Annotated in this window: 24 protein-coding genes; 7 read left to right on the forward strand and 17 right to left on the reverse strand. The window is 64.9% G+C overall.

Annotated elements, in window-relative coordinates:
- Positions 1-3: 3 nt before the first annotated feature.
- The 8 genes from LV82_RS05150 to LV82_RS05185 all read right to left on the reverse strand — a co-directional run bounded on the left by LV82_RS05150 (position 4) and on the right by LV82_RS05185 (position 8,241).
- Positions 4-537, reverse strand: a complete 534-nt coding sequence (locus LV82_RS05150) for a NuoB/complex I 20 kDa subunit family protein (RefSeq protein ID WP_104069645.1) — start codon at positions 535-537, stop codon at positions 4-6.
- A gap of 99 nt (positions 538-636) precedes the next feature.
- Positions 637-1,002: an NADH-quinone oxidoreductase subunit A gene (locus LV82_RS05155; RefSeq protein WP_104069647.1), complete on the reverse strand. Its 366-nt coding sequence runs from the start codon at positions 1,000-1,002 to the stop codon at positions 637-639.
- Between the two features lie 164 nt (positions 1,003-1,166).
- Positions 1,167-1,967: a crotonase/enoyl-CoA hydratase family protein gene (locus LV82_RS05160; RefSeq protein ID WP_104069648.1), complete on the reverse strand. Its 801-nt coding sequence runs from the start codon at positions 1,965-1,967 to the stop codon at positions 1,167-1,169.
- The gene (locus LV82_RS05165; protein ID WP_104069650.1) at positions 1,964-2,836 is read right to left on the reverse strand and encodes a hydroxymethylglutaryl-CoA lyase; all 873 of its coding nucleotides are present in this window, start codon (positions 2,834-2,836) and stop codon (positions 1,964-1,966) included. Before LV82_RS05165 ends, LV82_RS05160 begins: the two co-directional genes overlap by 4 nt.
- On the reverse strand, positions 2,829-3,488 hold the full coding sequence (locus LV82_RS05170; RefSeq protein ID WP_104069652.1) for a glutathione S-transferase family protein: 660 nt from the start codon (positions 3,486-3,488) through the stop codon (positions 2,829-2,831). Before LV82_RS05170 ends, LV82_RS05165 begins: the two co-directional genes overlap by 8 nt.
- Positions 3,485-5,434, reverse strand: coding sequence for an acetyl/propionyl/methylcrotonyl-CoA carboxylase subunit alpha (locus tag LV82_RS05175; RefSeq protein ID WP_104069653.1), 1,950 nt, complete (start codon positions 5,432-5,434; stop codon positions 3,485-3,487). Before LV82_RS05175 ends, LV82_RS05170 begins: the two co-directional genes overlap by 4 nt.
- Before the next feature lie 34 nt (positions 5,435-5,468).
- A complete protein-coding gene (locus LV82_RS05180; protein WP_104069655.1) occupies positions 5,469-7,073 on the reverse strand; it encodes a carboxyl transferase domain-containing protein in 1,605 nt (534 codons plus the stop codon).
- Positions 7,074-7,077: 4 nt separating this feature from the next.
- The gene (locus LV82_RS05185; protein WP_104069656.1) at positions 7,078-8,241 is read right to left on the reverse strand and encodes an isovaleryl-CoA dehydrogenase; all 1,164 of its coding nucleotides are present in this window, start codon (positions 8,239-8,241) and stop codon (positions 7,078-7,080) included.
- A 142-nt stretch (positions 8,242-8,383) separates the two neighbouring features.
- On the opposite strand from LV82_RS05185, the gene LV82_RS05190 reads away from it, so the two are divergent.
- Complete coding sequence (locus tag LV82_RS05190; protein WP_104069658.1) at positions 8,384-8,845, forward strand: CreA family protein; 462 nt, start codon at positions 8,384-8,386, stop codon at positions 8,843-8,845.
- 22 nt (positions 8,846-8,867) lie between these two features.
- On the opposite strand, the gene LV82_RS05195 is transcribed toward LV82_RS05190, so the two are convergent.
- Positions 8,868-9,227, reverse strand: a complete 360-nt coding sequence (locus tag LV82_RS05195) for a hypothetical protein (RefSeq protein WP_104069659.1) — start codon at positions 9,225-9,227, stop codon at positions 8,868-8,870.
- Positions 9,228-9,339: 112 nt separating this feature from the next.
- Positions 9,340-10,002, reverse strand: a complete 663-nt coding sequence (locus LV82_RS05200) for an HAD-IA family hydrolase (RefSeq protein ID WP_104069661.1) — start codon at positions 10,000-10,002, stop codon at positions 9,340-9,342.
- Between the two features lie 106 nt (positions 10,003-10,108).
- Here LV82_RS05200 and glmU point away from each other — a divergent pair, with 106 nt between their 5' ends.
- From glmU to moaA, 4 genes are all read left to right on the forward strand, one after another.
- Entirely contained in the window at positions 10,109-11,470 is a 1,362-nt protein-coding gene (glmU, locus tag LV82_RS05205; protein WP_104069663.1) for a bifunctional UDP-N-acetylglucosamine diphosphorylase/glucosamine-1-phosphate N-acetyltransferase GlmU, read from the forward strand.
- Between the two features lies 1 nt (position 11,471).
- Complete coding sequence (glmS, locus tag LV82_RS05210; RefSeq protein ID WP_104069664.1) at positions 11,472-13,286, forward strand: glutamine--fructose-6-phosphate transaminase (isomerizing); 1,815 nt, start codon at positions 11,472-11,474, stop codon at positions 13,284-13,286.
- The gene (locus tag LV82_RS05215) at positions 13,283-13,894 is read left to right on the forward strand and encodes a DNA alkylation repair protein (protein WP_104069666.1); all 612 of its coding nucleotides are present in this window, start codon (positions 13,283-13,285) and stop codon (positions 13,892-13,894) included. The genes glmS and LV82_RS05215 overlap by 4 nt, the downstream gene beginning before the upstream one ends.
- Before the next feature lie 62 nt (positions 13,895-13,956).
- Positions 13,957-14,958: a GTP 3',8-cyclase MoaA gene (moaA, locus tag LV82_RS05220; RefSeq protein ID WP_104069667.1), complete on the forward strand. Its 1,002-nt coding sequence runs from the start codon at positions 13,957-13,959 to the stop codon at positions 14,956-14,958.
- A 76-nt stretch (positions 14,959-15,034) separates the two neighbouring features.
- Here moaA and lepA read toward each other — a convergent pair whose 3' ends face one another.
- Complete coding sequence (lepA, locus tag LV82_RS05225; RefSeq protein WP_170063356.1) at positions 15,035-16,834, reverse strand: translation elongation factor 4; 1,800 nt, start codon at positions 16,832-16,834, stop codon at positions 15,035-15,037.
- Positions 16,835-16,892: 58 nt separating this feature from the next.
- Entirely contained in the window at positions 16,893-18,005 is a 1,113-nt protein-coding gene (zapE, locus tag LV82_RS05230; protein ID WP_104069669.1) for a cell division protein ZapE, read from the reverse strand.
- A gap of 121 nt (positions 18,006-18,126) precedes the next feature.
- Between zapE and LV82_RS05235 the strand changes: the two genes are divergently transcribed.
- Positions 18,127-19,158: a hypothetical protein gene (locus LV82_RS05235; protein WP_104069670.1), complete on the forward strand. Its 1,032-nt coding sequence runs from the start codon at positions 18,127-18,129 to the stop codon at positions 19,156-19,158.
- Here LV82_RS05235 and upp read toward each other — a convergent pair whose 3' ends face one another.
- The 5 genes from upp to LV82_RS05260 are packed head-to-tail and all read right to left on the reverse strand — an operon-like array spanning position 19,159 to position 23,754.
- On the reverse strand, positions 19,159-19,791 hold the full coding sequence (upp, locus tag LV82_RS05240; RefSeq protein WP_104069672.1) for a uracil phosphoribosyltransferase: 633 nt from the start codon (positions 19,789-19,791) through the stop codon (positions 19,159-19,161).
- On the reverse strand, positions 19,784-20,773 hold the full coding sequence (locus LV82_RS05245) for an adenosine deaminase (RefSeq protein WP_104069673.1): 990 nt from the start codon (positions 20,771-20,773) through the stop codon (positions 19,784-19,786). The genes upp and LV82_RS05245 overlap by 8 nt, the downstream gene beginning before the upstream one ends.
- Before the next feature lie 59 nt (positions 20,774-20,832).
- Entirely contained in the window at positions 20,833-22,041 is a 1,209-nt protein-coding gene (locus LV82_RS05250) for a phosphopentomutase (RefSeq protein ID WP_104069675.1), read from the reverse strand.
- Complete coding sequence (locus LV82_RS05255) at positions 22,041-23,348, reverse strand: thymidine phosphorylase (protein ID WP_104069676.1); 1,308 nt, start codon at positions 23,346-23,348, stop codon at positions 22,041-22,043. The genes LV82_RS05250 and LV82_RS05255 overlap by 1 nt, the downstream gene beginning before the upstream one ends.
- 1 nt (position 23,349) lies before the next feature.
- On the reverse strand, positions 23,350-23,754 hold the full coding sequence (locus LV82_RS05260) for a cytidine deaminase (protein WP_245873071.1): 405 nt from the start codon (positions 23,752-23,754) through the stop codon (positions 23,350-23,352).
- Between the two features lie 119 nt (positions 23,755-23,873).
- Between LV82_RS05260 and LV82_RS05265 the strand changes: the two genes are divergently transcribed.
- Positions 23,874-26,153 (forward strand): NADP-dependent malic enzyme, encoded by a 2,280-nt coding sequence (locus LV82_RS05265; RefSeq protein ID WP_104069679.1) that lies wholly within the window; start codon positions 23,874-23,876, stop codon positions 26,151-26,153.
- Positions 26,154-26,325: the final 172 nt, after the last annotated feature.

Here is a 26,325-nt window from a genome sequence, read left to right on the forward strand (position 1 = left end):
TCCTCAACGAACCAGCGTGCCGGTGCGGCGGATCCTGCGCTGCAATTGCAGGATGCCGTAAAGCAGCGCTTCGGCGGTCGGCGGACAGCCGGGCACATAGATGTCCACCGGCACGATGCGGTCACAGCCGCGCACCACCGAATAGCTGTAATGGTAATAGCCCCCGCCATTGGCGCACGATCCCATCGAGATCACATAGCGCGGCTCGGGCATCTGGTCATAGACCTTGCGCAGGGCGGGCGCCATCTTGTTGGTCAGCGTCCCGGCAACGATCATCAGGTCCGATTGACGCGGGGATGCGCGCGGCGCCGTACCGAAACGTTCAAGGTCGTAGCGCGGCATCGAGGTGTGCATCATCTCGACCGCGCAGCAGGCCAGACCGAAGGTCATCCAGTGAAGACTGCCGTTTCGGGCCCAGTTGATGATGTCCTCGGTCGTGGTCAGCAGGAATCCCTTGTCCTGCAGCTCGCGGTTCAGCGCCTGGGTGGCCACCTCACGATCGGGGCCGGCCGAATACAGGTTGGTCGAGACGCTCATGTCCACTCCTCGCAGCAAGTCCCCGTCAGATATACGACCGGGCCCGCTTCCTTGGTTCAACTGACGCAGGAATCGCCCGCGCCCGGCGGCGATGGGGCATCAAGCCCAGTCCATCGCCCCCTTCTTCCATTCATAGGCAAAGCCGACCGTCAGGACGGCCAGAAACACCATCATAGACCAGAAGCCCACCATCGAGACATCCTTGAACGCGACCGCCCAGGGGAACAGGAAGGCGACCTCGAGATCGAAGATGATGAACAGGATCGAAACGAGATAGAAGCGCACATCGAACTTCATGCGCGCATCGTCAAAGGCATTGAAGCCGCATTCATAGGCCGACACCTTTTCGGGGTCGGGGTTGCGGACCGCGATGATCGCAGCGGCAAGGATCAGCACCAGCCCCAGCGCCAGCGCCATTCCCAGAAAGATGAGAACGGGAAGGTATTCGCGCAGAAGATCTTCCATGATGGCTCCCCTGTTGCATGCGCGACAACGAGGCCGGCATGTGACGTGGCTGTGCCTCGTTTACTCCTGCCTCCCCTGATGGTCAACCGAAGCCGCGCCCAAAGAGCCGCGCCGAGACACGGTGTATTTTCATGCCGCTGCCCGCCCCGCGCTGTCAGGAGCCGTCAGCCTTGTGTTGGACCGCGCTTCCAGCTGGGCGCGCGCTTTTCGAAGAAGGCCGCGATTCCCTCGGCAGCTTCGGCGCTTTCCCAGCGCTGAACCAGGGCCTTGATCGTCATCGCCACGACCGAATCGTCGATCGGTGCGCCAAGGCGTCTGACCAGCGCCTTGGCTTCGGCGACTGCGCCCGGCGCGCAGGAAAGGTAGGGTTCGATCTCGGCATCCACGGCATCGTCGAGATCGCCGGGCGCCACGACCCGCGCCAGCAGTCCAAGCTGCACGGCCTCCTCGGCCCCGAACAGACGGCCCGACATGAAGACTCGTCGCGCCATGGATTCGCCCATGCGGGCCACAACATAAGGACCGATGGTCGCGGGAATCAGGCCAAGCCGAGTCTCTGTCAGGCCAAAACGCGCATCATCGACCCCCACGGCCACGTCACAAACCGAGATCAGCCCGATCCCGCCGCCAAACGCATTGCCGTGGACACGCCCGATCACGGGGCGGGGACAGCGATTGACCGCCCCCAGCATCGCGGCAAGGCGGCCCGCCTCGGCCGCGCGGGTCGGACCGTCGGCCCGCATCTGCTGTTGCATCCAGCCCAGGTCGCCGCCCGCGCAAAAGCTGGGGCCTTCGCCCGCCAGAACCACGACCCGAACCGACTCGTCGCAGCCCAGCGCGTCGATCGCCTGGGCAATCTCGGCGATCATCTGCGCGGACAGGGCATTGTGCTTCTGAGGTCGGTCCAGCACCAGGCGCGCGATGCCACGCGAATCGCATTCGACGCGTATTGTCTCGAAGGTCATGTGTCTTGCTCCTGCCCTCTGGACCTCATGGCGCGCGCCATGACGGCGGCCCGTTCCACCAGCCCCAGATCCAGCCCCGTTTCAAAACCTCGCCGCGCCAGATGTGCGGCGACGGATTCGGTTGCGACATTGCCCGCGGCTCCGGGCGCATAGGGGCAGCCGCCCAGGCCCCCGACGGCGGCATCGAAAATCCGCAAACCGCGCTCCAGCGCCGCATCGATATTGGCCAACGCCCGGCCGGCCGTGTCGTGGAAATGCCCGGCCAGACGTTCGGCCGGCATCTCCTGCAAGACCGCCTGCAGCATCGCATCCACGGTCTCGGGCCTGCCCTGGCCGATCGTGTCGCCCAGCGAGACCTCGGCACAGCCCAGTTCGCGCAACGCAGCGACAACCTGCGCCACCGAGGCGGGCGCGACCGGCCCGTCATACGGGCAGTCCGTCACCACCGAGACATAGCCGCGCAAGGGAATACTATCGTCCTGCGCGGCCGCGGCCACGGGGGCAAGACGCTCGAGGCTTTCGGCAATCGAGCAATTCAGGTTGGCCCGACTGAAACCTTCCGAGGCAGAGACGAATATCGCCACCTCGTCCGCGCCCGCTGCGCGCGCAGACTGATAACCGCGCAGGTTCGGCGCCAACGCCGCATAGCGTACGCCCGGCACGCGCCGGATACCGGCCAGGACCTGGGCGCCATCTGCCATCTGCGGCACCCATTTCGGGCTGACGAAGCTCGCCACCTCGATCCGCCGAAATCCCGCCTGCGAAAGACAATCGACCAGGCGGATCTTGTCTTCCGTCGGTATGAAGCGCGGTTCGTTCTGCAACCCGTCGCGCGGGCCGACCTCGACGATTTCGACGTATTCAGGCATCGGTCAGCTCGTAGAAGTCGCGGTCATAGAAGTTCGCGCCGCCATCGCGTTCGCGCGCCGCGCGAAAGGCAGGGCGATCGGCACAGCGTGCAAGATACGCGCGGATGTTCGGCCACGGATCGAACCGCACGAAATGCGGGGCCGCCAACAGGTTGTAGCCCATCATCGTGTCGGCCCCCGAAAAGCCGCCGGCCAGCAGCCAGTCCTGCTGGCCCAGGACCCGATCCAGCGGGCGAAGCGTCAGTTCCAGCCGCCGCGTATCCAGTTTGATCAGGGTCGGCGAACGCATCGAGGGGTCGCGCAGAAAGACCCACTGCATGTTCAGATTGGCGATCAGATGCGCCATCGTCTCGGCATAGTGGATCCATTCCAGGAAACGGGGCCGTTCAGGATGACCAGGCCCGCGGCCAAAGCCATGTTCGGGACGCGTCTCGCACAGATATTCCGTGATCGCGCCGCTTTCGAACAGCGTCAGGCCATCGATCTCGAGCGCGGGGACACGCCCGGCCGGCGATCTTTCCAGAAAGTCCGGCCGACGAAGAGAGCCGTCGGGAATCGCGTATGGGACAATCTCGAAGTCCAGCCCCATCTCGGTCAGCAGCCAGAGCACGCGGAAGGACCGCGTGAAGGGGACATGATGCAGGCGGATCATGCGCTCTGCTCCTGCTCGATACGGACCAGGGCCGCACCTGCCTCGACCTGCGTCCCGGGCGCGGCAAGGATCTCGGCCACGATGCCGTCACAGGACGCGTGCAGCGTGTGTTCCATCTTCATGGCCTCCAGCACGGCCAGACGATCGCCGCGCGATACCGGCTGTCCGGTTTCGACGAAGACAGCCTTTACGACGCCCGGCATGGGCGACAGCGTCAGCCCGGATTCCGTCGCGCCCTCGGAAGCGCGCGCAAGCGGGTCGGGAATGTCGAAGTGGTGGACGCCGCCCTGCGCATCGAACAGGCTGACCCGCGCGCCATCGGAAACGATGCGAATATCCAGAGGCCGCCCATCGATCCACCAGCGATCCCCCCTCAGCCGGCACTCAGACGCATGATCGTCAAGGAACACGCGGATATGGCCCGGGGCCAGGACCTCGATCTGGGCGGCGTGGTTTCCAAAGGCGACGTGGCGGCGCAGCGGGGCCCAGAGCGCAAATCCTGAAAGCGGCGCACCGCCATCGGCAAGCCCGGCGGCAGCGATCGCGGCCAGCGACAGGATGCGCGGATCGGGTTCAGGCGTCGCGGTCAGCGCGGCAAGGTCCCGGCCGATCAGCCCGGTATCGACCTCGCCACGCGCAAAACCGGGATGTGCGCTCAGCGCATGCAGGAAAGACAGGTTGGTCACAAGCCCCGCGACCTCTGTCCGGCCAAGCGCACGGCGCAGCCGTGCAAGCGCGATCTCGCGCGTTGGGCCGTGGGCAATGATCTTGGCGATCATCGGGTCATACCAGGGGCTGACGCTGTCGCCTGCCCGGACGCCGGTATCGACGCGAATTCCGTCCGCGTCCTCGGGGAAGTACAGATGGTCGATCCGACCGGTCGCGGGCAGAAAGCCCGCGGCTACGTCCTCGGCATAGAGCCGCGCCTCGAAGGCGTGGCCGGACAGGGAAATCTGCTGTTGATCCAGGGGCAGCGGCTCGCCGGCCGCGACGCGCAGCTGCCATTCGACAAGGTCGATGCCCGTTATGGCCTCGGTCACTGGATGTTCGACCTGCAGCCGGGTGTTCATCTCCATGAACCAGAACCGATCCGGCCGCAGACCCTCGGACCCGTCCACGATGAACTCGACCGTCCCCGCCCCGCTGTATCCGATTGCCTCGGCGGCGCGCACGGCCGCCTGCCCCATGGCGGCGCGCATCTCGGGCGTCATGCCGGGCGCCGGGGCCTCCTCGATCACCTTCTGGTGGCGGCGTTGCAGGGAACAATCGCGTTCGAACAGATGCACGGCACGGCGGCCGTCACCAAAGACCTGGACCTCGACATGGCGCGGCTTGCGGATGTATTTCTCGATCAGGACCGCGGGGTTGCCAAAGGCGGTCTGCGCCTCGCCCCGAGCGGATTCCAGCGCGGACAGAAAGTCCTCGGGGCGCTCGACCAGACGCATGCCCTTGCCGCCGCCGCCCGCGACGGCCTTGATCAAGACCGGCCAACCGATCGCTTCGGCCGCGCCGAAAAGATGTTCGGGGTCCTGATTGTCGCCGTGATAGCCCGGGACGACGGGCACGCCGGCCCGTTCCATAAGCGCCTTGGCCGCATCCTTCAGCCCCATCGCCCGGATCGCATCGGCCGAAGGGCCGATGAATGTCAGCCCCGCATCCGCGACGGCCTGCACGAAATCGGGATTTTCCGACAGGAAGCCATAGCCCGGATGGATCGCCTGCGCCCCGGCTTGCAGCGCAGCGGCGATGATCGCATCGCCACGCAGATAGCTTTCGGCCGGGCGTGCACCACCGATATGGATCGCATCATCGGCCAGCGCGACATGCATCGCATCCGCGTCGGCATCCGAATAGACCGCCACGGTGCCGATCCCCAACTTGCGACAGGTGCGAATGATGCGCACGGCGATCTCGCCCCGGTTGGCGATCAGGATCCTGTCGAACATCAGCCTTGCCCCCGAACAATCATGACCATTGGCCCTACATCCGGAACACGCCAAAGCGTGTTGGTCCGATCGGCGCATTCAGCGCGGCCGACAGCGACAGGGCCAGCACCTCGCGGCTCTTGCGGGGGTCGATGATCCCGTCATCCCACAGGCGCGCACTGGCATAAAGCGGGTGGGATTGTCGTTCGAACATCTCGATCGTCGGGCGCTTGAATTCGGCTTCCTCCTCGGCGCTCCAACGACCACCCTGGCGCTCGATCGCGTCGCGCTTGACGGTGGCCAGAACGCCCGCGGCCTGTTCCCCGCCCATCACCGCGATGCGTGAATTCGGCCAGGTCCACAGGAAACGGGGCGAATAGGCGCGCCCGGCCATGCCGTAATTGCCGGCCCCGAAGCTGCCGCCCACGATCATCGTGATCTTGGGCACCGAGGTGGTGGCGACCGCGGTCACCATCTTGGCGCCGTGCCGCGCGATGCCTTCGTTTTCGTATTTCCGGCCGACCATGAAGCCGGTGATGTTCTGCAGAAAGACCAGTGGTATCCCGCGCTGGCTGCACAATTCGATGAAATGCGCGCCCTTGATGGCGGATTCGGAAAACAGAACGCCGTTGTTGGCCACGATCCCGACGGGAATCCCCATGACATGGGCAAATCCCGTGACAAGAGTTTCACCGTAGCGCGGCTTGAATTCGTCGAACCGCGACCCGTCAACGATGCGGGCAATGACTTCGCGTATGTCATAGGGGGTGCGCAGATCGGGTGGAACCAGACCAAGGATCTCTTCGGGGTCATAGGCCGGATCTTCAGGCGATTGCAGCACAACCGTCTGCGGCTTGCGACGATTGAGCTGGGCGACAGCGCGGCGCGCAAGCGCCAAGGCGTGGGCATCGTCCTCGGCCAGGTAGTCGGCAACGCCGGACAAGCGCGTATGCACATCGCCCCCGCCCAGTTCTTCGGCGCTGACCACCTCGCCCGTGGCCGCCTTCACCAGCGGCGGACCGGCCAGGAAGATCGTACCCTGCTCACGCACGATGATCGAGACATCGGACATGGCCGGCACATAGGCCCCACCCGCCGTGCACGAGCCCATGACGACGGCGATCTGGGCAATGCCAGCCGCGCTCATCCGCGCCTGATTATAGAAGATGCGCCCGAAATGATCCCGGTCGGGAAAGACCTCGTCCTGGTTGGGCAGGTTGGCGCCGCCGGAATCGACCAGATAGATGCAGGGCAAATGGTTCTGCTCGGCAATCTCTTGGGCGCGCAGGTGCTTCTTGACGGTCATCGGGTAATAGGTGCCGCCCTTCACGGTGGCGTCGTTCGCCACCACCATGACCTCTTGCCCCATGACGCGGCCGATGCCGGCAATCACGCCCGCGCAGGGGGCGGCGCCATCGTACATCCCATGCGCCGCCGTCGCGCCGATCTCCAGAAAGGGCGATCCGGGATCAAGCAGGTTGGCGACACGCTCGCGCGGCGGCATCTTGCCCCGAGACACATGCCGGGCAAGCGCCTTCTCGCCGCCCCCCGCCGCGGCATGCGCAGCGGCCCGGGCAACGGTTTCGATCATCGCCAGATGCGCCGCACGATTGGCGCGGAACGTCTCTGACCCAGTAAGATCCGAGGAGGCGAGTTTCATCCCCCTACTCCATCGACTTCATCAGCTCGCGCCCGATCAGCATGCGGCGAATCTCGCTGGTGCCTGCGCCGATCTCCATCAGCTTGGCATCCCGGAAGAGCCGCGATACCGGCGTTTCGTTCATGAAGCCCATGCCGCCCATGGCCTGCACCGCCTGATGGGCGACCTTCATCGCCTCTTCCGAGGCGTAAAGCACACAGGCCGCCGCGTCCTGCCGCGTCACCTGCCCCCGGTCGCAGGATGCCGCAACCGCATAGACATAAGCACGGGCCGAGTTCATCGCGGTATAGATGTCGGCGATCTTGCCCTGCATCAGCTGGAAGTTGCCGATCGGCTGACCGAACTGCTTGCGGGTCGCCAGATAGGGCATGATCTCGTCCATGCAGGCGGCCATGATGCCCAGACCGATCCCGGACAATACGACCCGTTCGTAATCCAGCCCCGACATCAGCACCGCGACGCCGCGATTTTCCTCGCCCAGAACGTTTTCGAAGGGCACCTCGACATCGTCGAAGATCAGCTCGGCCGTGTTCGAGCCCCTCATGCCCAGCTTGTCGAAATGCTGGCTGGTCGAAAATCCCTTCATCGATTTTTCGACGATGAAGGCGGTGATGCCGCGGGCACCCGCCTCGGGATCGGTCTTGGCATAGACGACCAGCGTCTGGGCGTCCGGGCCGTTGGTGATCCAGAACTTGGTGCCGTTCAGCACATAGTAACCATTGCGCTTTTCGGCCCGCAGCTTCATCGACACGACATCCGAGCCCGCGCCCGTCTCGGACATGGCCAGCGCGCCCACATGTTCGCCGGAAATCAGCGGAGGCAGATACTTGCGCTTCTGCGCATCCGTTCCGTTCAGGTTGATCTGATTGACGCACAGGTTCGAATGCGCGCCATAGGAAAGGCTGACAGAGGCCGAAGCGCGGGCGATTTCCTCGACCGCGACGACATGGGCCAGATAGCCCATCCCCGCGCCGCCATATTCCTCGGGAACGGTGATGCCCAGCAGGCCCAGCTCTCCCATCTCGCGCCACAGCTCGGCGGGAAAGTCGTTCTTGCGGTCAATCTCGACCGCAAGCGGCTTGACCCGGCTCTGCGCCCAGGAATGCACCATCTCGCGCAGCGCTTCGATCTCGTCGCCAAGGTGAAAGTTCATGGATGCGGTGAACATGGCCCCTCCCGCCAGAACTGAACATACGTTCAATTCATACGCCGCGCGCCGAGTCGGGTCAAGCGACACGACGGAACACTTTGGCCCCGTTCGGGGTTGTGGCAGGGTGGCACCCCGCACGCGATGAATTCAGGAGCACACGATGCCCGCAAAACCCCTGCTGCTTGCCGCAGCCGCAACATTGTTCGCATGGCCTCTGCATGCCGAAGTCGTCGGCAAGGTCGGCGTGGACTGGGTCGGCAACGATATCATCATCGAGGCCATTCCCGACCCTGGCGTAAAGGGCGTAACCTGCCATGTGGCCTATTTCAGCCGCTCGATCATCGACCGGCTGAGCCAGGGCAACTGGTTCGAGGATCCGTCGTGGTCGGCACTGGACTGCCGCCAGACCGGCCCCATCGAGATCGGCGACATCGACCGCGACAGGAACGGCGAGAAGATCTTCTCGGAGGGGACCTCGCTGATCTTCAAGTCGCTGAGGGTCACAAGGATCTACGACGAACGCAATCGCACATTGATCTATCTGGCGCATGCCAACGAACTGACCCAGGGTTCGGGCAAGATGTCGATCTCGACGGTGCCGCTCTTCGACGCCGCACAGTAGAGAATGCCGGCGCGAGACGCCTTCAGAAGCGCAATTTCGTGCGCCGCGGAGGCGTTTCGCTGCCCATGACGATGATCAGCCCGAATACCAGCGGCACGATGAAGACCGTCAGATCGGGCGCGCCGTGACCCAGACTCGCGATATGGCCGGACATGGCGCTCCAGAACCAGAAAACCGCTTGCGCGCCAAACGCCGCCACACCAAGCAAGGCGGCCCGGCGACGATGCGCGAAAATGGCCGCCAGCAGGATCGGGAAGGCGGTCCACGCCATCTCGAAGGCGCCCACATCGACATTGCCGAGGCGGCGGGCAGCGACGTGCTCGGCCAGGGCGGGAATCATCAGGCTGATCGCAAACAGCGCGAGAAGGGTCAGGCGGGACATTGGCAGATCTCCTGTCAGCAGCCGGAACCCTGTTCGGGGCGTAGCGCGCAGACAAGAAGCCGACCGGAAGGCACCCGTCGCGCGCAGAAGCCTGCCGATGGCCAGGAATGGCTCAGGCAAGAATCCGCTTGGCAAGCGCCCCCAGCCCGTCGAAATGGTCAAGCATTGCATCCGGGTTCAGCCGCGCGATTCCCGGCCCCTCTGGCCCGAAGGACACCATGACGACCGGGACGCGCGCCGCGCGAGCGGTCAGAAGATCCGTCTCGGTGTCGCCGATCAGGAAGGACCGCGCAACATCCCCGCCCACCACATCAACCGCCCGCCGATACGGCGCCGGATCGGGTTTGCGCACGGGCAGCGTGTCGGCCCCCACCAGCGCGCCGAAGAGGTCCAGCACTCCCAGATGCCGCAGCAGGATACGTGCCAGCCGTTCGGGCTTGTTCGTGCAGATGGCGGTGCGATACCCCGCGCGCAGCAGCGCCTCGACCGCCTCGGCTGCTCCGGGATACAGCTGCGTATGATTGGCGATACCCTCTTCGTAGGCCTGCAGCAGGACGGGATAATCCGCCTCGACCTCGGCCTCGCCACCGATACCCAGCCGCCGATAGCCCAGCCGCAGCATCGCGCGCCCGCCATGAAAGGCCGTCAATGCATCCGCCACCGGATCCAGTACATCGCCATGCCCCCTGCGCCGGAAACAGGCGTTCGCCGCCGCGATCAGATCGGCCGAGGTATCGGCCAGTGTTCCATCCAGATCGAAGACGATCGTTCCCATGTTTCTCTCCTGCTGTAACCTGGCGTAAGGAGATGTGATGCCGCCACCCCTTGCGACCCGCCGGGTCATGGGTAAAACCTGCGCAACCCCAAGGGAAGACGAATTCATGAGCAGATCCACCGCACTTGTCATTCTGGCCGCGGGCCAGGGCACACGCATGAACTCGGACCTGCCGAAGGTCCTGCACAAGCTGGCGGGGGCGCCTGTCCTCGCTCACGCGATGCGCGCAGGCGCCCAGATCGAGCCCGATCGCACGATCGTCGTCACTGGGCACGAGGCCGAGCAGGTCGAGCAAGCGGTGCGCGAATTCGACGAAGCCGCCATCTGCGTGCGCCAGACGGAACAGCTGGGCACCGGTCACGCCGTGGCACAGGCGCTGCCCGCGCTGGAAGGTTTCAGCGGACGGGTGATCATCCTGTACGGCGACACGCCGCTGGTTCGGCCCGAAACCCTGCAGGCGCTGGCCGACAACCCCGCCGAGATCGCGATCACGGGCTTTCACGCGGCCGACCCGCGCCGCTACGGCCGGCTGATCACCTCGGATCGGGGTCTTGAGCGCATCGTCGAATTCAAGGATGCAAAAGATGAAGAACGCGCCATAAGCCTTTGTAATGGCGGCATGATGGCGGTGTCATACCCGCTTCTGGCCGAATTGCTGGCAGAGATGAAGAACGACAATGCGGCCGGAGAATACTATCTGACCGACCTGGTTTCCCTGGCCCGGGCCAGAGGTGCCCAGGCGGCCGTCGTGATGTGCAAGGAAGACGAGGTCCTGGGCGTCGATACCCGCAGCCAGCTTGCCCGCGCCGAAGCCCTGTTCCAGGCGCGCGCCCGGGCCGAGGCGCTGGAGAACGGCGTCACGCTGACCGCACCTGAAACCGTGTTCTTCGCGTTCGATACCGTCATCGGCCGCGACGCCATCGTTGGCCCCAATGTCGTCTTCGGTTCCGGCGTGACGGTCGAATCCGGGGCCGAGATCCGCGCCTTCTGTCATCTCGAGGGTTGCCACATCTCGCGCGGGGCGACGGTCGGGCCTTTCGCCCGGTTGCGTCCCGGCGCGGAACTGGCCGAGGATGTGCATGTGGGCAATTTCGTCGAGATCAAGAACGCAATCCTCGACGAAGGCGTCAAGGTCGGCCATCTCAGCTATCTGGGCGATGCCCATGTGGGCGAGCACACGAATATCGGCGCGGGTACGATCACCTGCAACTATGACGGGGTGATGAAGCACCGCACCGAAATCGGTGCGCGCGCCTTCATCGGATCGGACACGATGCTTGTGGCCCCCGTGCGTATCGGCGCGGGCGCATTCACGGCCACTGGATCGGTGATCACGCAGGACGTGCCTGCCGAGGCTTTGGCCATCGCCCGCGCGCGTCAGGAAAACAAGCCGGGCTTTGCCACGCGCCTTGTCGAGAAACTCAAGAAAGCCAAGGCCGCCCGCGCGGCCCGGCGGGAGCTGAACTGACATGTGCGGTATCGTCGGAGTACTGGGCAACCACGAAGCCGCCCCGATTCTGGTCGAGGCTCTGAAACGACTGGAATATCGCGGCTACGATTCGGCTGGGATCGCGACGGTCAACAATGGCCGCCTGGATCGTCGCCGCGCGGTGGGAAAGCTGGTGAACCTGTCGGACCTTCTGGTGCACGAACCTCTGCCCGGCAAGGTTGGCATCGGCCATACGCGCTGGGCCACGCACGGGGCCGCGACGCTGGGCAACGCCCATCCGCATGTGTCGGGTCCCGTCGCCGTCGTCCATAACGGCATCATCGAAAACTTTCGCGAGCTGCGCGAGGAACTCGCCACCAACGGCCTGCGCTGCGAAACCGATACCGACACCGAAATCGTCGCCCTTCTCGCGCGGCATTACATGGATCAGGGCCTGCCCCCACGCGAAGCCGCCCGCAGGACGATCCATCGCCTGCGCGGCGCCTTTGCCCTGCTGTTCCTGTTCGAAGGCGAAGACGACCTGCTGATCGCGGCACGGCAGGGGTCGCCTCTGGCCATCGGTCATGGGCAGGGTGAAATGTTCGTGGGCTCCGATGCCATCGCTCTGGCCCCCCTCACCGACCGCATCACCTATCTGGAAGAGGGGGACCATGCCTTCATCACCCGCAGCGGTGTCGAGATCTTCGACGCGCAGGACCAGCCGGTGACGCGCGAACCGGTCAAGGTGAGCATCGATGCCGCGCGCATCGAAAAGGGCGGCTACAAGCATTTCATGGCCAAGGAAATCGCCGAACAGCCCGTGGTGCTTGCCGATGCCCTGCGCCATTACGTGCCCGGTGAACGCCTGAACCTGCCCGAGACGCTTGATTTCAGCAGCCTTGACCGGCTGACGCTGGTGGCCTGCGGCACGGCCTTCTATGCCTGCCAGATCGCCAAATACTGGTTCGAGACGCTGGCCGCCCTGCCCTGCGAGGTCGATATCGCTTCGGAATTCCGCTATCGCGAGCCGCCCCTGCCGCAGCGGTCGTTCGCGATCTTCGTCAGCCAGTCGGGCGAAACCGCCGATACACTGGCCGCGCTGCGCTATTGCCGGGGGCGTGTCGCGCGCGTCATTTCGGTCGTAAATGTCGAAACCTCGACCATGGCGCGCGAGTCCGATCTGGCATTGCCGATCATGGCCGGGCCGGAAGTCGGCGTTGCCTCGACCAAGGCCTTTACCTGCCAATTGGCGGTCCTGTTCCTGATGGCGCTCAAGGCCGGACTTGATCGCGGCACGATCGATCAGGACCGCTTGCGGCAGCTTCTCGATTCCCTCAACCGCCTGCCCGGCCTGATGAACCAGGCAATTGGCAGCGAGAGCGAAATCGCCCGCATCGCCGAAAGCGTGGCCGAGGCACAGGATGTCCTGTTCCTGGGCCGCGGGGCGATGTTCCCGCTGGCGATGGAAGGGGCGCTGAAACTCAAGGAAATCAGCTATATCCACGCCGAAGGTTACGCGTCGGGCGAACTGAAGCATGGCCCCATCGCGCTGATCGACAAGACTGTTCCGGTCATCGTCTTGGCGCCGCGCGACAGGCTGTTCGACAAGACCGTGTCGAACATGCAGGAGGTCATGGCCCGGCACGGCAAGGTCGTTCTGATCACCGACCGCGAGGGCGAGAACGCGGCCGCCGACGGCACCTGGCGCAGCCTGGTCATGCCCGAGGTGGCGCCCGAGCTTGCGCCGATCCTTTATGCCGTTCCGGCCCAGCTTCTGGCCTATCATGCAGCCGTGGCGAAGGGCACGGATGTGGACCAGCCGCGAAACCTTGCCAAATCGGTGACCGTCGAATGACGCCGGAACAGGCTCTGGCGCAACTTTCGGCACTGGTTCCCGAAGACGCCGCGCCGGGGCGGCACGAACTGGGCGTTCCGGCCGCGGCCCTGGATACCTGCGCGCGCGGCTGGCGCCAAAGCCTTGATCTGGGCACGCGGCTGCGGCTGGCCGATGCCCTTTGGCAGCAGCGATTTGCCGAAGCGCGGATCGCTGCCGCGAAACTGCTGACGCAGGCGCGGCTTGACGATGACACGGCCGTCTGGGAGCGGGTCCGTACCTGGCTGCCCGTGATCAACCGGCGCGACCTGGCTGATGCCGTCGCTGCGGTGGGGGAGCGGCGGTTGATCGCCCTGCCCGACCGTATGGACGAGGTCGAACGTTGGATTGCCGCGCCGCGTGGCTTCACCCGCCGCGCCGCCTTTCTGATGACGCAGCCCTGGGCACGGATGACTCATCCCAAACCCGCGGATATCGTGATCCGCGAGCGCGCCCTGGAATGGGCCATGCGCCTGAGAGCGGATCCAAGCCGCGAGGTACGCCACGCGGTCCAGACATGGCTGGCGCGCCTGAAACGCCACGATCCAGAGCGCGCAGCGGCCTTCGTCAGGGGCAAGCCGGGCGAATAGGTCGCAACCGAAAGTGCCGATTCTCCTTGTCGGGGAGACGCCCCGCTTCTACTGTTTGTCGCATGACCCCGCTGATAGATCCATTCGCTCGGCCGATCTCCTACCTGCGCGTTTCGGTGACGGACCGCTGCGACTTCCGCTGCACCTATTGCATGGCGGAACACATGCAGTTCCTGCCCAAGAAGGATCTGCTGACGCTGGAAGAACTCGACCGCCTGTGCTCGACCTTCATCCGGCTGGGCGTGCGCAAGCTGCGCATCACGGGCGGCGAACCGCTTGTACGGCGCGACATCATGACCTTTTTCCGCGGCATGTCGCGCCATCTGGACAGCGGCGCCTTGCAGGAACTGACGCTGACCACGAACGGGTCGCAGCTGGGCCGCTTTGCCGACGATCTGTATTCCTGCGGGGTCCGGCGGGTGAACGTTTCGCTGGATACGCTGGATCCGGCGAAGTTCCAGAAGATCACGCGCTGGGGCCGATTGCAGCAGGTGCTGGACGGGATCGAGGCCGCCAAGCGCGCGGGGCTTAAGATCAAGATCAATACCGTTGCGCTGAAGGACTTCAACGAGGACGAACTGTTCCCGCTGATCGACTGGTGCGCGGCACAGCGTTTCGACCTGACCTTCATCGAGGTCATGCCGATGGGCGAGATGGGAGAAGAGGTCCGGCTGGGCCAGTACTGGTCGCTGCAGGATCTTCGTACGCGGATCGAACAGCGTCACGCTCTGACCGACCTGGCCGAACGCACGGGCGGGCCCGCGCGCTATGTCCGCGTCGAGGAAACGGGCCAGAAGATCGGGTTCATCACGCCGCTGTCCCACAATTTCTGCGAAAGCTGCAACCGCGTGCGCGTGACCTGTACGGGCGAGCTGTATATGTGCCTGGGCCAGGAAGATCGCGCCGATCTGCGCGCGCCCCTGCGGGCATCGGTGGATGATGCCCTGCTGGAACAGGCGATCCGCGCAGCCATTGCGCGCAAGCCCAAGGGGCACGACTTCGACTATTCCCGTCAGGGCGTGAAGGGCCAGGTCAGCCGCCACATGAGTCACACCGGCGGCTAGGTGCCCGCCAGGCGGAATGGAAAACGCCCGGCGCGATCAAGGCCCGGGCGTTTTGCATTCAAGGATCGGCCGCAGATCAATTGTCCATCTTCAGCGCGTTGATGAATGCCTGCTGCGGGATCTCGACCTTGCCGAACTGGCGCATCTTCTTCTTCCCCGCCTTCTGTTTCTCCAGAAGCTTCTTCTTGCGCGTGACGTCACCGCCATAGCACTTGGCGGTCACGTCCTTGCGCAACGCGGGGATGGTTTCGCGCGCGATCACCCGGCCACCAATCGCAGCCTGAATCGGGATCTTGAACATGTGTCGCGGGATCAGCTCCTTGAGCTTTTCGCACATGACGCGGCCGCGCGCCTCGGCCCGATCGCGATGCACCATGATCGACAGAGCATCCACGGGCTCTTCGTTCACCAGGATCTGCATCTTGACCAGATTGTCCTCGCGGTAGCCGATCATCTGGTAGTCGAAGCTGGCATAGCCCTTGGTCACCGATTTCAGGCGATCGTAGAAGTCGAACACGACCTCGGCCAAGGGCAGGTCATAGACCACCATCGCCCGGTTGCCCGCATAGGTCAGGTCCAGCTGAATGCCGCGGCGATCTTGGCAAAGCTTCAGCACGTCGCCCAGATAGTCGTCCGGCACCATGATCGTGGCCTTGATGCGCGGCTCCTCGATGTGATCGATATGGGTCAGGTCGGGCATGTCCGCGGGGTTGTGCAGGTCGCGTACCGTCCCGTCGCGCATGTGGATCTTGTAGACGACCGAAGGCGCGGTGGTGATCAGGTCCAGCCCGTATTCGCGCTCCAGCCGGTCACGCACGACTTCAAGGTGCAACAGCCCCAGGAAACCCATGCGGAAGCCAAAGCCCAGCGCGGCAGAGGTCTCCATCTCGAAGGTAAAGGAGGCGTCGTTCAGCGCCAGTTTCTCGATCGCGTCGCGCAGATCCTCGAAATCGTTGGCATCGACCGGGAACAGGCCGCAGAAGACGACCGGGATCGACGGTTTGAAGCCAGGCAGAGGCGCATCACAAGGCTTCTTTTCATGGGTGATCGTATCACCCACGCGCGTGTCGCGCACCTGCTTGATCGAAGCCGTCAGCACGCCGATCTCGCCGGGTCCCAGTTCGGGGATATCCACCATCCTGGGCTTCAGGACGGCCAGCTTGTCGACGCCATAGACGGCGCCGGTCTGCATCATCTTGATCCGATCGCCCTTGCGGATCACGCCGTCGATGACCCGAATCATGACGACAACACCCAGATAGGGATCGTACCAGCTGTCGACCAGCATCGCTTTCAGCGGCGCGTTCCGGTCGCCCTTGGGCGCGGGCAGGCGATGCACGATCGCCTCGAGCACGTCGGGAATGCCCTGCCCCGTCTTGGCGCTGATCGGGATCGCGTCACTTGCATCGATGCCGATGACGTCCTCGATCTCGGCCTTGACGCGCTCGGGGTCGGCGGCGGGCAGGTCGATCTTGTTCAGCACCGGCACCAGCTCATGGTCGGCATCGATCGCCTGATAGGCATTGGCCAGGGTCTGCGCCTCGACGCCCTGGGTTGCGTCCACGACCAGCAGGCTGCCCTCGACCGCGCGCATGGAGCGCGAAACCTCATAGGCAAAGTCCACATGGCCCGGCGTGTCGATCAGGTTCAGGATATAGGTCTTCCCGTCCTTCGCCGGATATTCGATGCGCACCGTCTGAGCCTTGATCGTGATGCCCCGCTCGCGCTCGATATCCATGTTGTCCAGGATCTGGTCCTTCATCTCGCGCTCGGCGACGGTTCCGGTCAGCTGGATCAGCCGATCGGCCAGAGTGGACTTGCCGTGGTCGATATGCGCCACGATGGAGAAGTTTCGGATCTGAGAAAGCTCGGTCATGATCAGCGGGATATGCGCGGGATTTGATCGCCGGTCAATGGGGTGCGCGCATCGCCGGTCAGCCGCCCTGCGAAACCGGGGCCGTCTCCTCGATGGCCCAGTCAGCGGATTGCATCTCGCGCAACCGGCTGACCGTGCGTTCGAACTCGAACGCACCCTCGCCTTCGACATACAGCGATTCGGGCTCGGCCTCGGCCGAGCAGATGATGCGCACCCGCGCCTCGTATAGCGCGTCGATCAACGTCACGAAACGACGCGCCTCGTTGAAATTCTCGGCCGACAGGCGCGGGATCTCCTCGATGATCAGCACGCGCGTCGCTTCGGCAATGGCCAGGTAATCGGCAGGCCCCAAGGGGCGCCCGCACAGGTCCCAAAACCGCGCACGCGCGACACCCGCGTGATAGTCGGGCAACACGACCTCGCGCCCCTTGACGGTCAGCCGCAGCGGACCCTCGCCCCCGCCGCCGGTCAGCTCGGTCCAGATGCGGTCGATCCGGGCGCGCGCCTCGGCATTGGCGGGCGTGAACCAGACCTTTTCGCCCTGCAGACGATGACGGCGGTAATCCGTCTCGCTTTCGATCTGACGCACTTCAAGGTGACGTTTCAGAAGCGCGATGAAGGGCAGGAAAAGCTGACGGTTCAGGCCGTTCTTGTACAGATCGTCGGGCGGGCGGTTGGAGGTCGTGACCACCACCACGCCGCGGTCGAACAGCATCTGGAACAGCCGGCCCACGATCATCGCATCGGCAATGTCCGTGATCTGCATTTCGTCGAAGCAGAGCAGCCGCAGATCGTTGGCGATGCGTTCGGCCACGGGGCGGATTGCATCGTCAACGCCCGTCTTGCGCGCCTCGTGCAGGGCGGCCTGGACCTCTTGCATGAATGCATGGAAATGCACGCGCCGCTTTGCCTTGATGGCGACATTGGCATGGAACAGATCCATCAGCATGGATTTTCCGCGCCCCACACCACCCCACAGATACAGCCCTCGAACGGGCTCTGCCTTGCGCGCGAACAGGCCCGAAAGCAAGCCCCTGGGGCGCTTCTCGGCCGCTTCGACGGCGGCGCGGATGCGTTCGAATTCCGACAGCAAGGCACGCTGAGCCGCGTCCGGCCGGATTTCGCCCGCATGAACCTTTTCGTCATAGATCTGGGTCAGGGTCCGGGTCATGCCGCCAGATACCCCGCGCGGGATGAAAGGAAAAGACCGCACCTTCGTTCGATTGTCGCCCCCCGCGCAATCGGCTAACCTTTCCGCAATTGCATGAGGCAGCGAGCAGGCCCGCCCGCCGATGACGGCGTTGAAAAAATACTTGCGACTGGAATGCACGGGGCTTTGGCGCCCCAGCCCCGACGCCCAGCGGCGCGAGGTGCTGGTGTCTTTTGGCGATGCGACACTGATCCTGGCCGATATCAAGAGCGAACGCGCCCTGGGGCATTGGTCCCTGCCCGCCATAATCCGGCTGAACCCGGGCGAGACCCCCGCGCTCTATTCCCCGGGCGAGGATGCCGGCGAAGAGCTGGAGATCGAAGACGAAACCATGATCGATGCTCTGGAGCAGGTCGGTGCGCTGATCCGCGCGCGCGAGCCGCGCCCCGGAAGGCTGCGCATCATCCTGCTTGGGCTGATCGTGGCCGCCATCGCGGCTGCCGCGGTCTTCTGGCTTCCCGATGCGCTGATCCGGCACACGGCCGGCGCCCTGCCGCTGGCCAAGCGGCAGGAAATCGGGCGCATGGCCCTGGCCGACCTGACCCGGCTGACCGGTGCGCCCTGTGCCATGCCCGAAGGCCGCGCGGCGCTTGCCCGTCTGCGTGACCGGCTGCTTGGCCGCAGGGGCGAAATCGTCGTGCTGCGCGACGGCCTGCGTTCGCCGGCCCATCTTCCGGGCGGCCTGATCCTGTTGCCGCGCGCCCTGGTCGAGGCAGCCGACAGCCCGGACGTTGTCGCAGGCGCGATCCTGGTCGAGGACGAGCGCCGCGAGGCCAGCCAACCCCTGGCCCCGCTTCTTCGTCACGCCGGCATCATGGCGACGCTGAAGCTTCTCACCTCGGGAGAGCTTCCGGCCAGCGCGCTGCGCGGATATGGCGAGGTTCTGTTGTCACGTGCGCCGGCCCGATCCGCCTTTGCACCCGCGCGCGAGGAAGACCTGATCGCCCGCTTTGCCGAGGCCGAACTGCCACTGACTCCCTATGCGCGTCATGTGGACCCCAGCGGCGAATCCGTCCTGAAACTGATCGAAGCCGACCCGATGCGCGGGATCGTCACCGATCCGGCACTGGGCGACACGGACTGGGTCGCGCTTCAGGGCATCTGCATGGACTGACTATTTCGTGCCGAACATCCGGTCGCCGGCATCGCCAAGACCCGGCACGATATAGCCCTGCTCGTTCAGGCATTCGTCGATTGCGGCCGCCACGATCGGCACGTCCGGATGCGCCTCGCGCATGCGCGCGACTCCCTCGGGCGCGGCCAGAAGGCACATGAACCGGATGTTGCGCGCGCCGGATTTCTTCAGCAGATCGACCGCCGCGGCCGAGGAATTGCCCGTGGCCAGCATCGGGTCCAGCACGATGACAAGGCGATTTTCCAGCTCGCCCGGCACCTTGTAGTAGTACTGCACCGGCTGCAGCGTCTCTTCGTCGCGATACAGTCCCACAAAGCCCACGCGTGCCGCAGGGATCAGTTCCAGAACGCCATCCAGAAGACCATTTCCGGCCCGCAGGATCGAGATCAGCGCCAGCTTCTTGCCGTCGATCACCGGGGCATCCATCGGGCAAAGCGGCGTCTCGATCCGCTTTGTCGTCAATTCCATCTCGCGCGTGATCTCGTAGGCCAGAAGCTGGCTGATCTCGCGCAGCAGGCGGCGGAACGAATTGGTCGAGGTTTCCTTGTCCCGCATCAGGGTCAGCTTGTGCTGGACAAGCGGATGCGTGACGACCGTGACATGTTCAGGCATTGGCATTCTCCAGTCGCTTGAGGACGGCCGCGCGCGTCTGCTCATCGCAGAATGCGGCCCGGGCGGCGTTCAAGGCAAGCTCGGAGAGATCGGATTCGTCCCATCCGAACGTATCGACCAGCATCCGGTATTCCCGTATCATCGTCGTGTGGAAAAAGGGCGGATCGTCCGTCGAGACGGTGACCTTCACCCCCCTCTCGCGCAGCTTCTCGATGGGATGCGACCGCCAGTCGGGATAAACCCCCAGCGCGATGTTCGAACCGGGACAGACCTCCAGAACGATCCCCGCCTCTGCGATCCGTTCGACCAGCGCGAGGTCCTCGATCGCGCGCACGCCATGCCCGATGCGTTCGACGCGCAGATCGTCGATGACCGCCGCGACGCTATCGGGACCGCCCCATTCCCCGGCATGGGCCGTCAGCCGCAGGCCGGCTTCACGCGCGCAGTCGAACGACCACGCGAAATCGCGCGGTCGGCCCATCGTCTCATCCCCGGCCAGTCCGAAACCGGTGATGAAATCGCCCGCGGTCTCGGCCGCGCAAAGTGCCGTTTCGCGCGCCTTCTCGGGCCCGAAATGCCGAATCGCGGTCACGATACCGCGCATCTCGATTCCGTCCTGCCGACGCGCCTCCTCGGCGGCCTCGCGGATCGCGCCCAGGTAATCGCGCCAGGCCACGACGTCGCGGCCGCCGCAGAAATCAGGCGACAGGAAGCTTTCGACATAGATCACGCCCGAGTTCACGCATTCCTCCAGCACCGCGCGCGTCAGCCGGTAATAGTCCGCCGGCGTACGCAGCACCGAGGTCGCGGCCTCGTAGACCCGCAGAAAATCCCAGAAGTCGCGATAGGAATAGTTCCCGGACTCGTCAAAGATGCCCGATAGGTCTTCATTCCGTTCCTGCGCCATCGCGCGGATCAGCGCTGGCGGCGCGGCCCCTTCCAGATGCAGATGAAGTTCCACCTTGGGCAGGCTGTGGCTCATGCGTCGTGTCTCCCTGGATTTCGCGCTGTGTGCCCCCTGTCGGGGCAAGAGGCAAGTGGCTACAGGAAGCTGCGGCCCGGCCCTTGCGGGGCCACGCCAAGATGGGCGGCAACAGATGCCCCGACATCGACGAAGCCGACATGCCCGATTTCCCGCGCGCCAAGCCCCGATGCCACGATCGGAACCCGTTCCCGGGTGTGATCGGTGCCGATCCATGTCGGGTCGTTCCCGTGATCGGCCGTGAACAGCGCCAGATCGCCGGGTCTTAGAAGCTGCAGGAAGTCACCCACGCGCGCATCGAACCATTCCAGCGCGCGCGCATAGCCCGACACGTCACGCCTATGACCATAGGCAGAGTCGAACTCGACGAAATTGGCAAAGGTCAGCGAACCGTCCTCGGCCTGGCGCGCGGCCTCGATCAGGTGTTCGAGCAGCTCGGCATCGGTTCCCTTGCGCACATCGTCGATCCCGCGCATCGAAAAGATGTCGCCGATCTTGCCGATCGCATGGACCGGGCGACCCGCCGCATGAACCCAGTCGCACAAGGTCGGCGAAGGCGGTTCGATCGCGAAATCCCGGCGGTTCTTCGTGCGCCGGAAATTGCCGCAATCGCCCGTGAAGGGCCGCGCGATGACACGGCCGACCTTCATCGCATGCAGCGTGGGCGCGATATCGGCACACAGCTTCAGCAGCCGTTCGAGCCCGAAGCGTTCCTCGTGCGCGGCGATCTGGAACACGCTGTCGGCCGAAGTGTAGCAGATCGGCCATCCGGTGCGCATGTGCTCTTCGCAATGCTCCGCGATGATCGGCACGCCCGAGGCATGGCAATTGCCCAGCGTGCCCTCGGTCCCGGCCAGGCGCGCGACCTCTTTCATCAGCCATTCGGGAAAGGCGGGAACCGTGTCGGGGAAATAATGCCACTCCCACGGGACCGGCACGCCCGCCAGTTCCCAATGCCCCGAAGGCGTGTCCTTGCCCTTTGAAATCTCGGTCCCTGCCCCCCAAAGGCCCTGCGGGGTCGCGTCGAATCCGGGCATCGAGACGCCCGAGGCAAGCCGCACCGCCGCGCCAAGACCAACCCGGTCCAGATTGGGCATGCGAAGCGGGCCGGATCGCCCCTCTTCGGCGCGCCCCGCGGCGCAGGCTTCGGCGATATGGCCCAGCGTGTTGGCCCCCGTATCGGGCTGTCCCGCGTTGAAAAAGGCATCGGCATCCGGCGCGCCGCCGGCACCGACACTGTCCATCACGATCAGGAATGCGCGCGCCATCACCCGATCCTTTCATAAATCAACGGTGGTTCGTCGGCCTCGTCCGGCCCGACCCGGAAGGCACGGGTGACCTGCGCGGCCGCTTCCTCGGCATCGGCGATGCTCATGGCGTGGATCCGGGCCAGGGGCTCTCCCCGGTCCAGCTGTTCGCCAAGGGCGACGATCCCCGAAAGCCCCACGGCCGGGTTGACCCGGTCGGTTTCCTTCAGGCGCCCGCCGCCCAGATGCACCACCACCTCGCCCAGCGCGCGAGTATCTATGGCCTGGACGAAGCCCGCCTCGGGGCTGGTCACTTCCACCAGAACCGGCGCCGATGGCAGACGGTCGGGATAGCGTTCGACAAAGTCGGCGGGGCCGCCCAGTTCCCCCACCATGCGACCGAAGATCTCGGCTGCGCGGCCGGAATCCAGCGCCTCCTCGATCGCATCGGCGCCCTCTTCCGCATCCTCGGCCAGCCCGCAAAGCACAAGCGCCTCGGCCCCAAGGGCCACGGTCACGTCCCAAAGCGCCTGGTTGATGGTGGCGCCTGTCAAGGTCTCCATCACCTCCAGCACTTCCAGCGCATTGCCCGCGCAAGAGGCAAGCGGCTGGTTCATGTCGGTGATCAGGGCGGCCGTGGCGCAGCCCGCCCCATTCGAGGTGGATACAAGAGACCTGGCCAGCGCGCGCGCATCCTCAATCTCCTGCATGAAGGCGCCGCTGCCAACCTTGACGTCAAGGATCAACGCCTCGAGCCCCGCGGCCAGTTTCTTGGACAGGATCGAGGCCGTGATCAGGTCGATCGACTCGACGGTGGCGGAAATGTCGCGGATCGCGTAAAGCCGCCGGTCGGCCGGGGCGATGTCACCGGTTGCGCCGACAATCGCGCAGCCGATATCGGCCACGATGGCGCGCAGACGTTCGACCGTGACGCCGGTGCGATAGCCCGGGATCGATTCCAGCTTGTCCAGCGTGCCGCCGGTATGACCCAGCCCGCGGCCCGAGATCATGGGCACGTAGGCGCCGCAGGCCGCGAGCGCGGGCGCAAGCAGCAACGAGGTGCAATCCCCCACACCGCCCGTCGAATGCTTGTCCACGACCGGCCCGGGCAGCGACCAGTCCAGAACCTGCCCGCTGTCGCGCATCGCCAGCGTCAGGGAGACGCGGTCGGACTCGGACAGGCCGTTGAGAAAGATCGCCATGGCAAAGGCCCCGGCCTGGGCATCGGTCACCTCGCCCGAGGCAAGCCCCTTGGCAAACCACCGCGCCGCGGCCTCGCCCAAGCCCTTGCCATCGCGCACCGAGGCAATGATCGAACGCGCATCCATGTCAGCCCCGGTGCATGTGTTCGGCCGAAAATCCGCCCGGCAGCAATTCGGGCACAGTGGCCTCTGCGATCCGGCCCTCGGTCGTGGCCATGATGACGCGCGTTTCGGCGCCGGCAAATTCGGCAATCTTCTGGCGGCATCCGCCGCAGGGCGGAACCGGCGCCGGGCTGTCCGCTATGATTGCAATCTCGGCGATTTCGGTTTCACCGGCCGCGACCATGGCCGCGATGGCGCCGGCCTCGGCACAGGTGCCTTCGGGATAGGCGACATTCTCGACATTGCACCCCACATGGACATGGCCGGTGGGCGTGCGGATCGCGGCGCCGACCTTGAAGCCGGAATAGGGCGCGTGGGCATTTTCCCGTACGGCACGGGCTGCCTGGATCAGCGATTGGTCGTGTGACACGTGACTCTCCTTCATTGCGCCAGATGGTGCGCCGGGCCGATGCCGGATGCAAGGCCCCGCCCCTTTCGCCATGATGCCGAATGGTCTAAACCCTGCCGCAACGGAAACGGAGGTCGAACGTGGACGAGGCACGGCACGAAAACGCGCGGCAGGCGGCGCTGGACTATCACGAATTTCCCAAGCCCGGAAAGCTGGAAATCCGGGCAACCAAGCCCCTTGCCAACGGGCGCGACCTGTCGCGCGCCTATTCGCCGGGCGTTGCCGAGGCGTGCCTTGAAATCAAGGCCAATCCCACCAATGCCAGCCGATTTACGGCACGAGGCAATCTTGTGGCTGTCGTGTCGAACGGCACGGCCGTTCTGGGGCTGGGCAATATCGGCGCGCTGGCCTCCAAGCCGGTCATGGAGGGCAAGGCCGTCCTGTTCAAGAAATTTGCCAATATCGACTGCTTCGACATTGAGCTGAACGAAACCGACCCCGAGCGACTGGCCGAAATCATCTGCGCGCTGGAACCGACCTTTGGCGCGATCAACCTGGAAGACATCAAGGCGCCCGATTGCTTCATCGTCGAGAAGATCTGCCGCGAGCGCATGAACATCCCCGTCTTCCACGACGACCAGCACGGAACTGCGATCGTCGTGGGCGCGGCGGCGACGAATGCGCTGCGCGTCGCGGGCAAGAGATTCGAAGACATCAAGGTCGTGTCGACCGGTGGCGGCGCGGCCGGGATCGCCTGTCTCGACATGCTGGTCAAGCTGGGCGTCCGGCGCGAAAATATCTGGCTGTGCGACCTTGCCGGGCTGGTCTGGAAGGGGCGCGAAGAGCAGATGACCCCGCAGAAGGCGGCCTTTGCCCAGGACACCGATCTGCGGACACTCGATCAGGTGATCGAGGGCGCTGACCTGTTTCTTGGCCTGTCCGGGCCGGGGGTTCTGACACCGGACATGGTGCGCCGCATGGCGGATCGGCCGATCATCTTTGCGCTGGCCAATCCCACGCCCGAAATCATGCCCGAAGAGGCGCGCGCCGTTGCGCCGGACGCGATCATCGCCACGGGACGATCGGACTATCCCAACCAGGTCAACAACGTCCTGTGCTTTCCCTTCATCTTTCGCGGCGCCCTGGACGTGGGCGCCACGACAATCAATGACGAGATGAAGCTTGCCTGCGTGTCGGCCATCGCGCAGCTTGCCCGCGCCACGACCAGCGCCGAAGCCGCCGCCGCCTATCGCGGCGAGCGGCTGGCCTTTGGGCCCGATTACCTGATTCCCAAGCCCTTTGACCCGCGGCTGATTGGCGTCGTCGCGACCGCGGTGGCGCGCGCGGCGATGGAAACCGGCGTCGCCACCCGGCCGATCGCCGACCTTGACGCCTATCGCCAGCGGCTGGACGGGTCGGTCTTCCGCTCGGCCCTGATCATGCGGCCTGTCTTCGAATCCGCGCGCGCTGCATCGCGCCGGATCATCTTTGCCGAGGGCGAGGACGAACGCGTCCTGCGCTGCGCCAACGCGATGCTGGAGGAGACAACCGAACGCCCGATCCTGATCGGCCGGCCCGAAGTGGTCGAACGGCGCTGCGAGCGCGCCGGCCTGCCCATCCGCCCGGGCCGGGATTTCGAGATCGTGAACCCCGAAAGCGACCATCGCTATCGCGATTACTGGCAAAGCTATCATCAGCTGATGGCGCGTCGGGGCGTGACGCCCGATCTGGCCCGCGCGATCATGCGCACCAACACAACGGCCATTGCCGCCATTGCCGTTCATCGGGGCGATGCGGACAGCATGATCTGCGGCACATTCGGCCAGTATCTGTGGCATCTGAACTACATTACCCAGGTCCTGGCCCGGGATGGCTTCGCCCCGCAGGGCGCGCTGAGCCTGATGATCCAGGAAGATGGCCCCCTGTTCATCGCCGACACGCATGTGAATCCGGTTCCGACCCCGCAGCAGATCGCCACCGCGGCGATCGGGGCCGCCCGCCACGCGCGCCGTTTTGGTGTGACGCCAAAGGTGGCCCTGTGCTCGCAATCGACCTTCGGGAACCTTGACACGGATTCGGGTCGCCGCATGCGCGAGGCGCTGGCGATCCTGGACGCAACCGAGGTCGATTTCGCCTATGAAGGCGAAATGTCGGCCGATGCAGCGCTGGACCCCGATCTGCGCGCGCGCATCTTCCCCGACAGTCGGCTGGAGGGTCCGGCCAACATCCTGATCTTTGCCTATACCGATACGGCCAATGCCGCGCGCAACATGCTGAAGATGAAATCCGGCGGGCTGGAAGTCGGCCCCATCCTGATGGGCATGGGCAACCGCGCACATATCGTGACGACCTCGATCACGCCCAGGGGGCTGCTGAACGTCGCCGCGATCGCCGGGACCCCGGTTTCGGCGTACGGATAGAGCCGGACGGATTCGCACCACGGCCTCTTGGCGGCGGGCGGAATTTGCAAAGTTCCGCCCGTTTTGCCTTTTGGATCAAGGCATTTTGGATTGTTTGCAAAACTCGTTGGCCTGATCTGCAAAACATTGTCGCAGCAGAGGCTTCGATAACGGTAACAAGATTGCCCGAAAG

This window comes from Albidovulum inexpectatum (genome assembly GCF_002927635.1).
Lineage (GTDB): Bacteria > Pseudomonadota > Alphaproteobacteria > Rhodobacterales > Rhodobacteraceae > Albidovulum > Albidovulum inexpectatum.

Coding starts and splice junctions, on each gene's coding strand:
- LV82_RS05170 (WP_104069652.1), bottom strand. CDS start 3,488: ATGATCCGCCTGCATCATGTCCCCTTCACGCGGTCCTTCCGCGTGCTC.
- LV82_RS05215 (WP_104069666.1), top strand. CDS start 13,283: ATGACGCCGGAACAGGCTCTGGCGCAACTTTCGGCACTGGTTCCCGAA.
- LV82_RS05200 (WP_104069661.1), bottom strand. CDS start 10,002: ATGGGAACGATCGTCTTCGATCTGGATGGAACACTGGCCGATACCTCG.
- LV82_RS05235 (WP_104069670.1), top strand. CDS start 18,127: ATGACGGCGTTGAAAAAATACTTGCGACTGGAATGCACGGGGCTTTGG.
- LV82_RS05160 (WP_104069648.1), bottom strand. CDS start 1,967: ATGACCTTCGAGACAATACGCGTCGAATGCGATTCGCGTGGCATCGCG.
- LV82_RS05175 (WP_104069653.1), bottom strand. CDS start 5,434: ATGTTCGACAGGATCCTGATCGCCAACCGGGGCGAGATCGCCGTGCGC.
- LV82_RS05245 (WP_104069673.1), bottom strand. CDS start 20,773: ATGAGCCACAGCCTGCCCAAGGTGGAACTTCATCTGCATCTGGAAGGG.
- LV82_RS05255 (WP_104069676.1), bottom strand. CDS start 23,348: ATGGATGCGCGTTCGATCATTGCCTCGGTGCGCGATGGCAAGGGCTTG.
- LV82_RS05150 (WP_104069645.1), bottom strand. CDS start 537: ATGAGCGTCTCGACCAACCTGTATTCGGCCGGCCCCGATCGTGAGGTG.
- moaA (WP_104069667.1), top strand. CDS start 13,957: ATGACCCCGCTGATAGATCCATTCGCTCGGCCGATCTCCTACCTGCGC.
- LV82_RS05180 (WP_104069655.1), bottom strand. CDS start 7,073: ATGAAACTCGCCTCCTCGGATCTTACTGGGTCAGAGACGTTCCGCGCC.
- LV82_RS05250 (WP_104069675.1), bottom strand. CDS start 22,041: ATGGCGCGCGCATTCCTGATCGTGATGGACAGTGTCGGTGCCGGCGGC.
- glmS (WP_104069664.1), top strand. CDS start 11,472: ATGTGCGGTATCGTCGGAGTACTGGGCAACCACGAAGCCGCCCCGATT.
- LV82_RS05190 (WP_104069658.1), top strand. CDS start 8,384: ATGCCCGCAAAACCCCTGCTGCTTGCCGCAGCCGCAACATTGTTCGCA.
- upp (WP_104069672.1), bottom strand. CDS start 19,791: ATGCCTGAACATGTCACGGTCGTCACGCATCCGCTTGTCCAGCACAAG.
- glmU (WP_104069663.1), top strand. CDS start 10,109: ATGAGCAGATCCACCGCACTTGTCATTCTGGCCGCGGGCCAGGGCACA.
- lepA (WP_170063356.1), bottom strand. CDS start 16,834: ATGACCGAGCTTTCTCAGATCCGAAACTTCTCCATCGTGGCGCATATC.
- LV82_RS05185 (WP_104069656.1), bottom strand. CDS start 8,241: ATGTTCACCGCATCCATGAACTTTCACCTTGGCGACGAGATCGAAGCG.
- LV82_RS05195 (WP_104069659.1), bottom strand. CDS start 9,227: ATGTCCCGCCTGACCCTTCTCGCGCTGTTTGCGATCAGCCTGATGATT.
- LV82_RS05155 (WP_104069647.1), bottom strand. CDS start 1,002: ATGGAAGATCTTCTGCGCGAATACCTTCCCGTTCTCATCTTTCTGGGA.
- LV82_RS05165 (WP_104069650.1), bottom strand. CDS start 2,836: ATGCCTGAATACGTCGAAATCGTCGAGGTCGGCCCGCGCGACGGGTTG.
- zapE (WP_104069669.1), bottom strand. CDS start 18,005: ATGACCCGGACCCTGACCCAGATCTATGACGAAAAGGTTCATGCGGGC.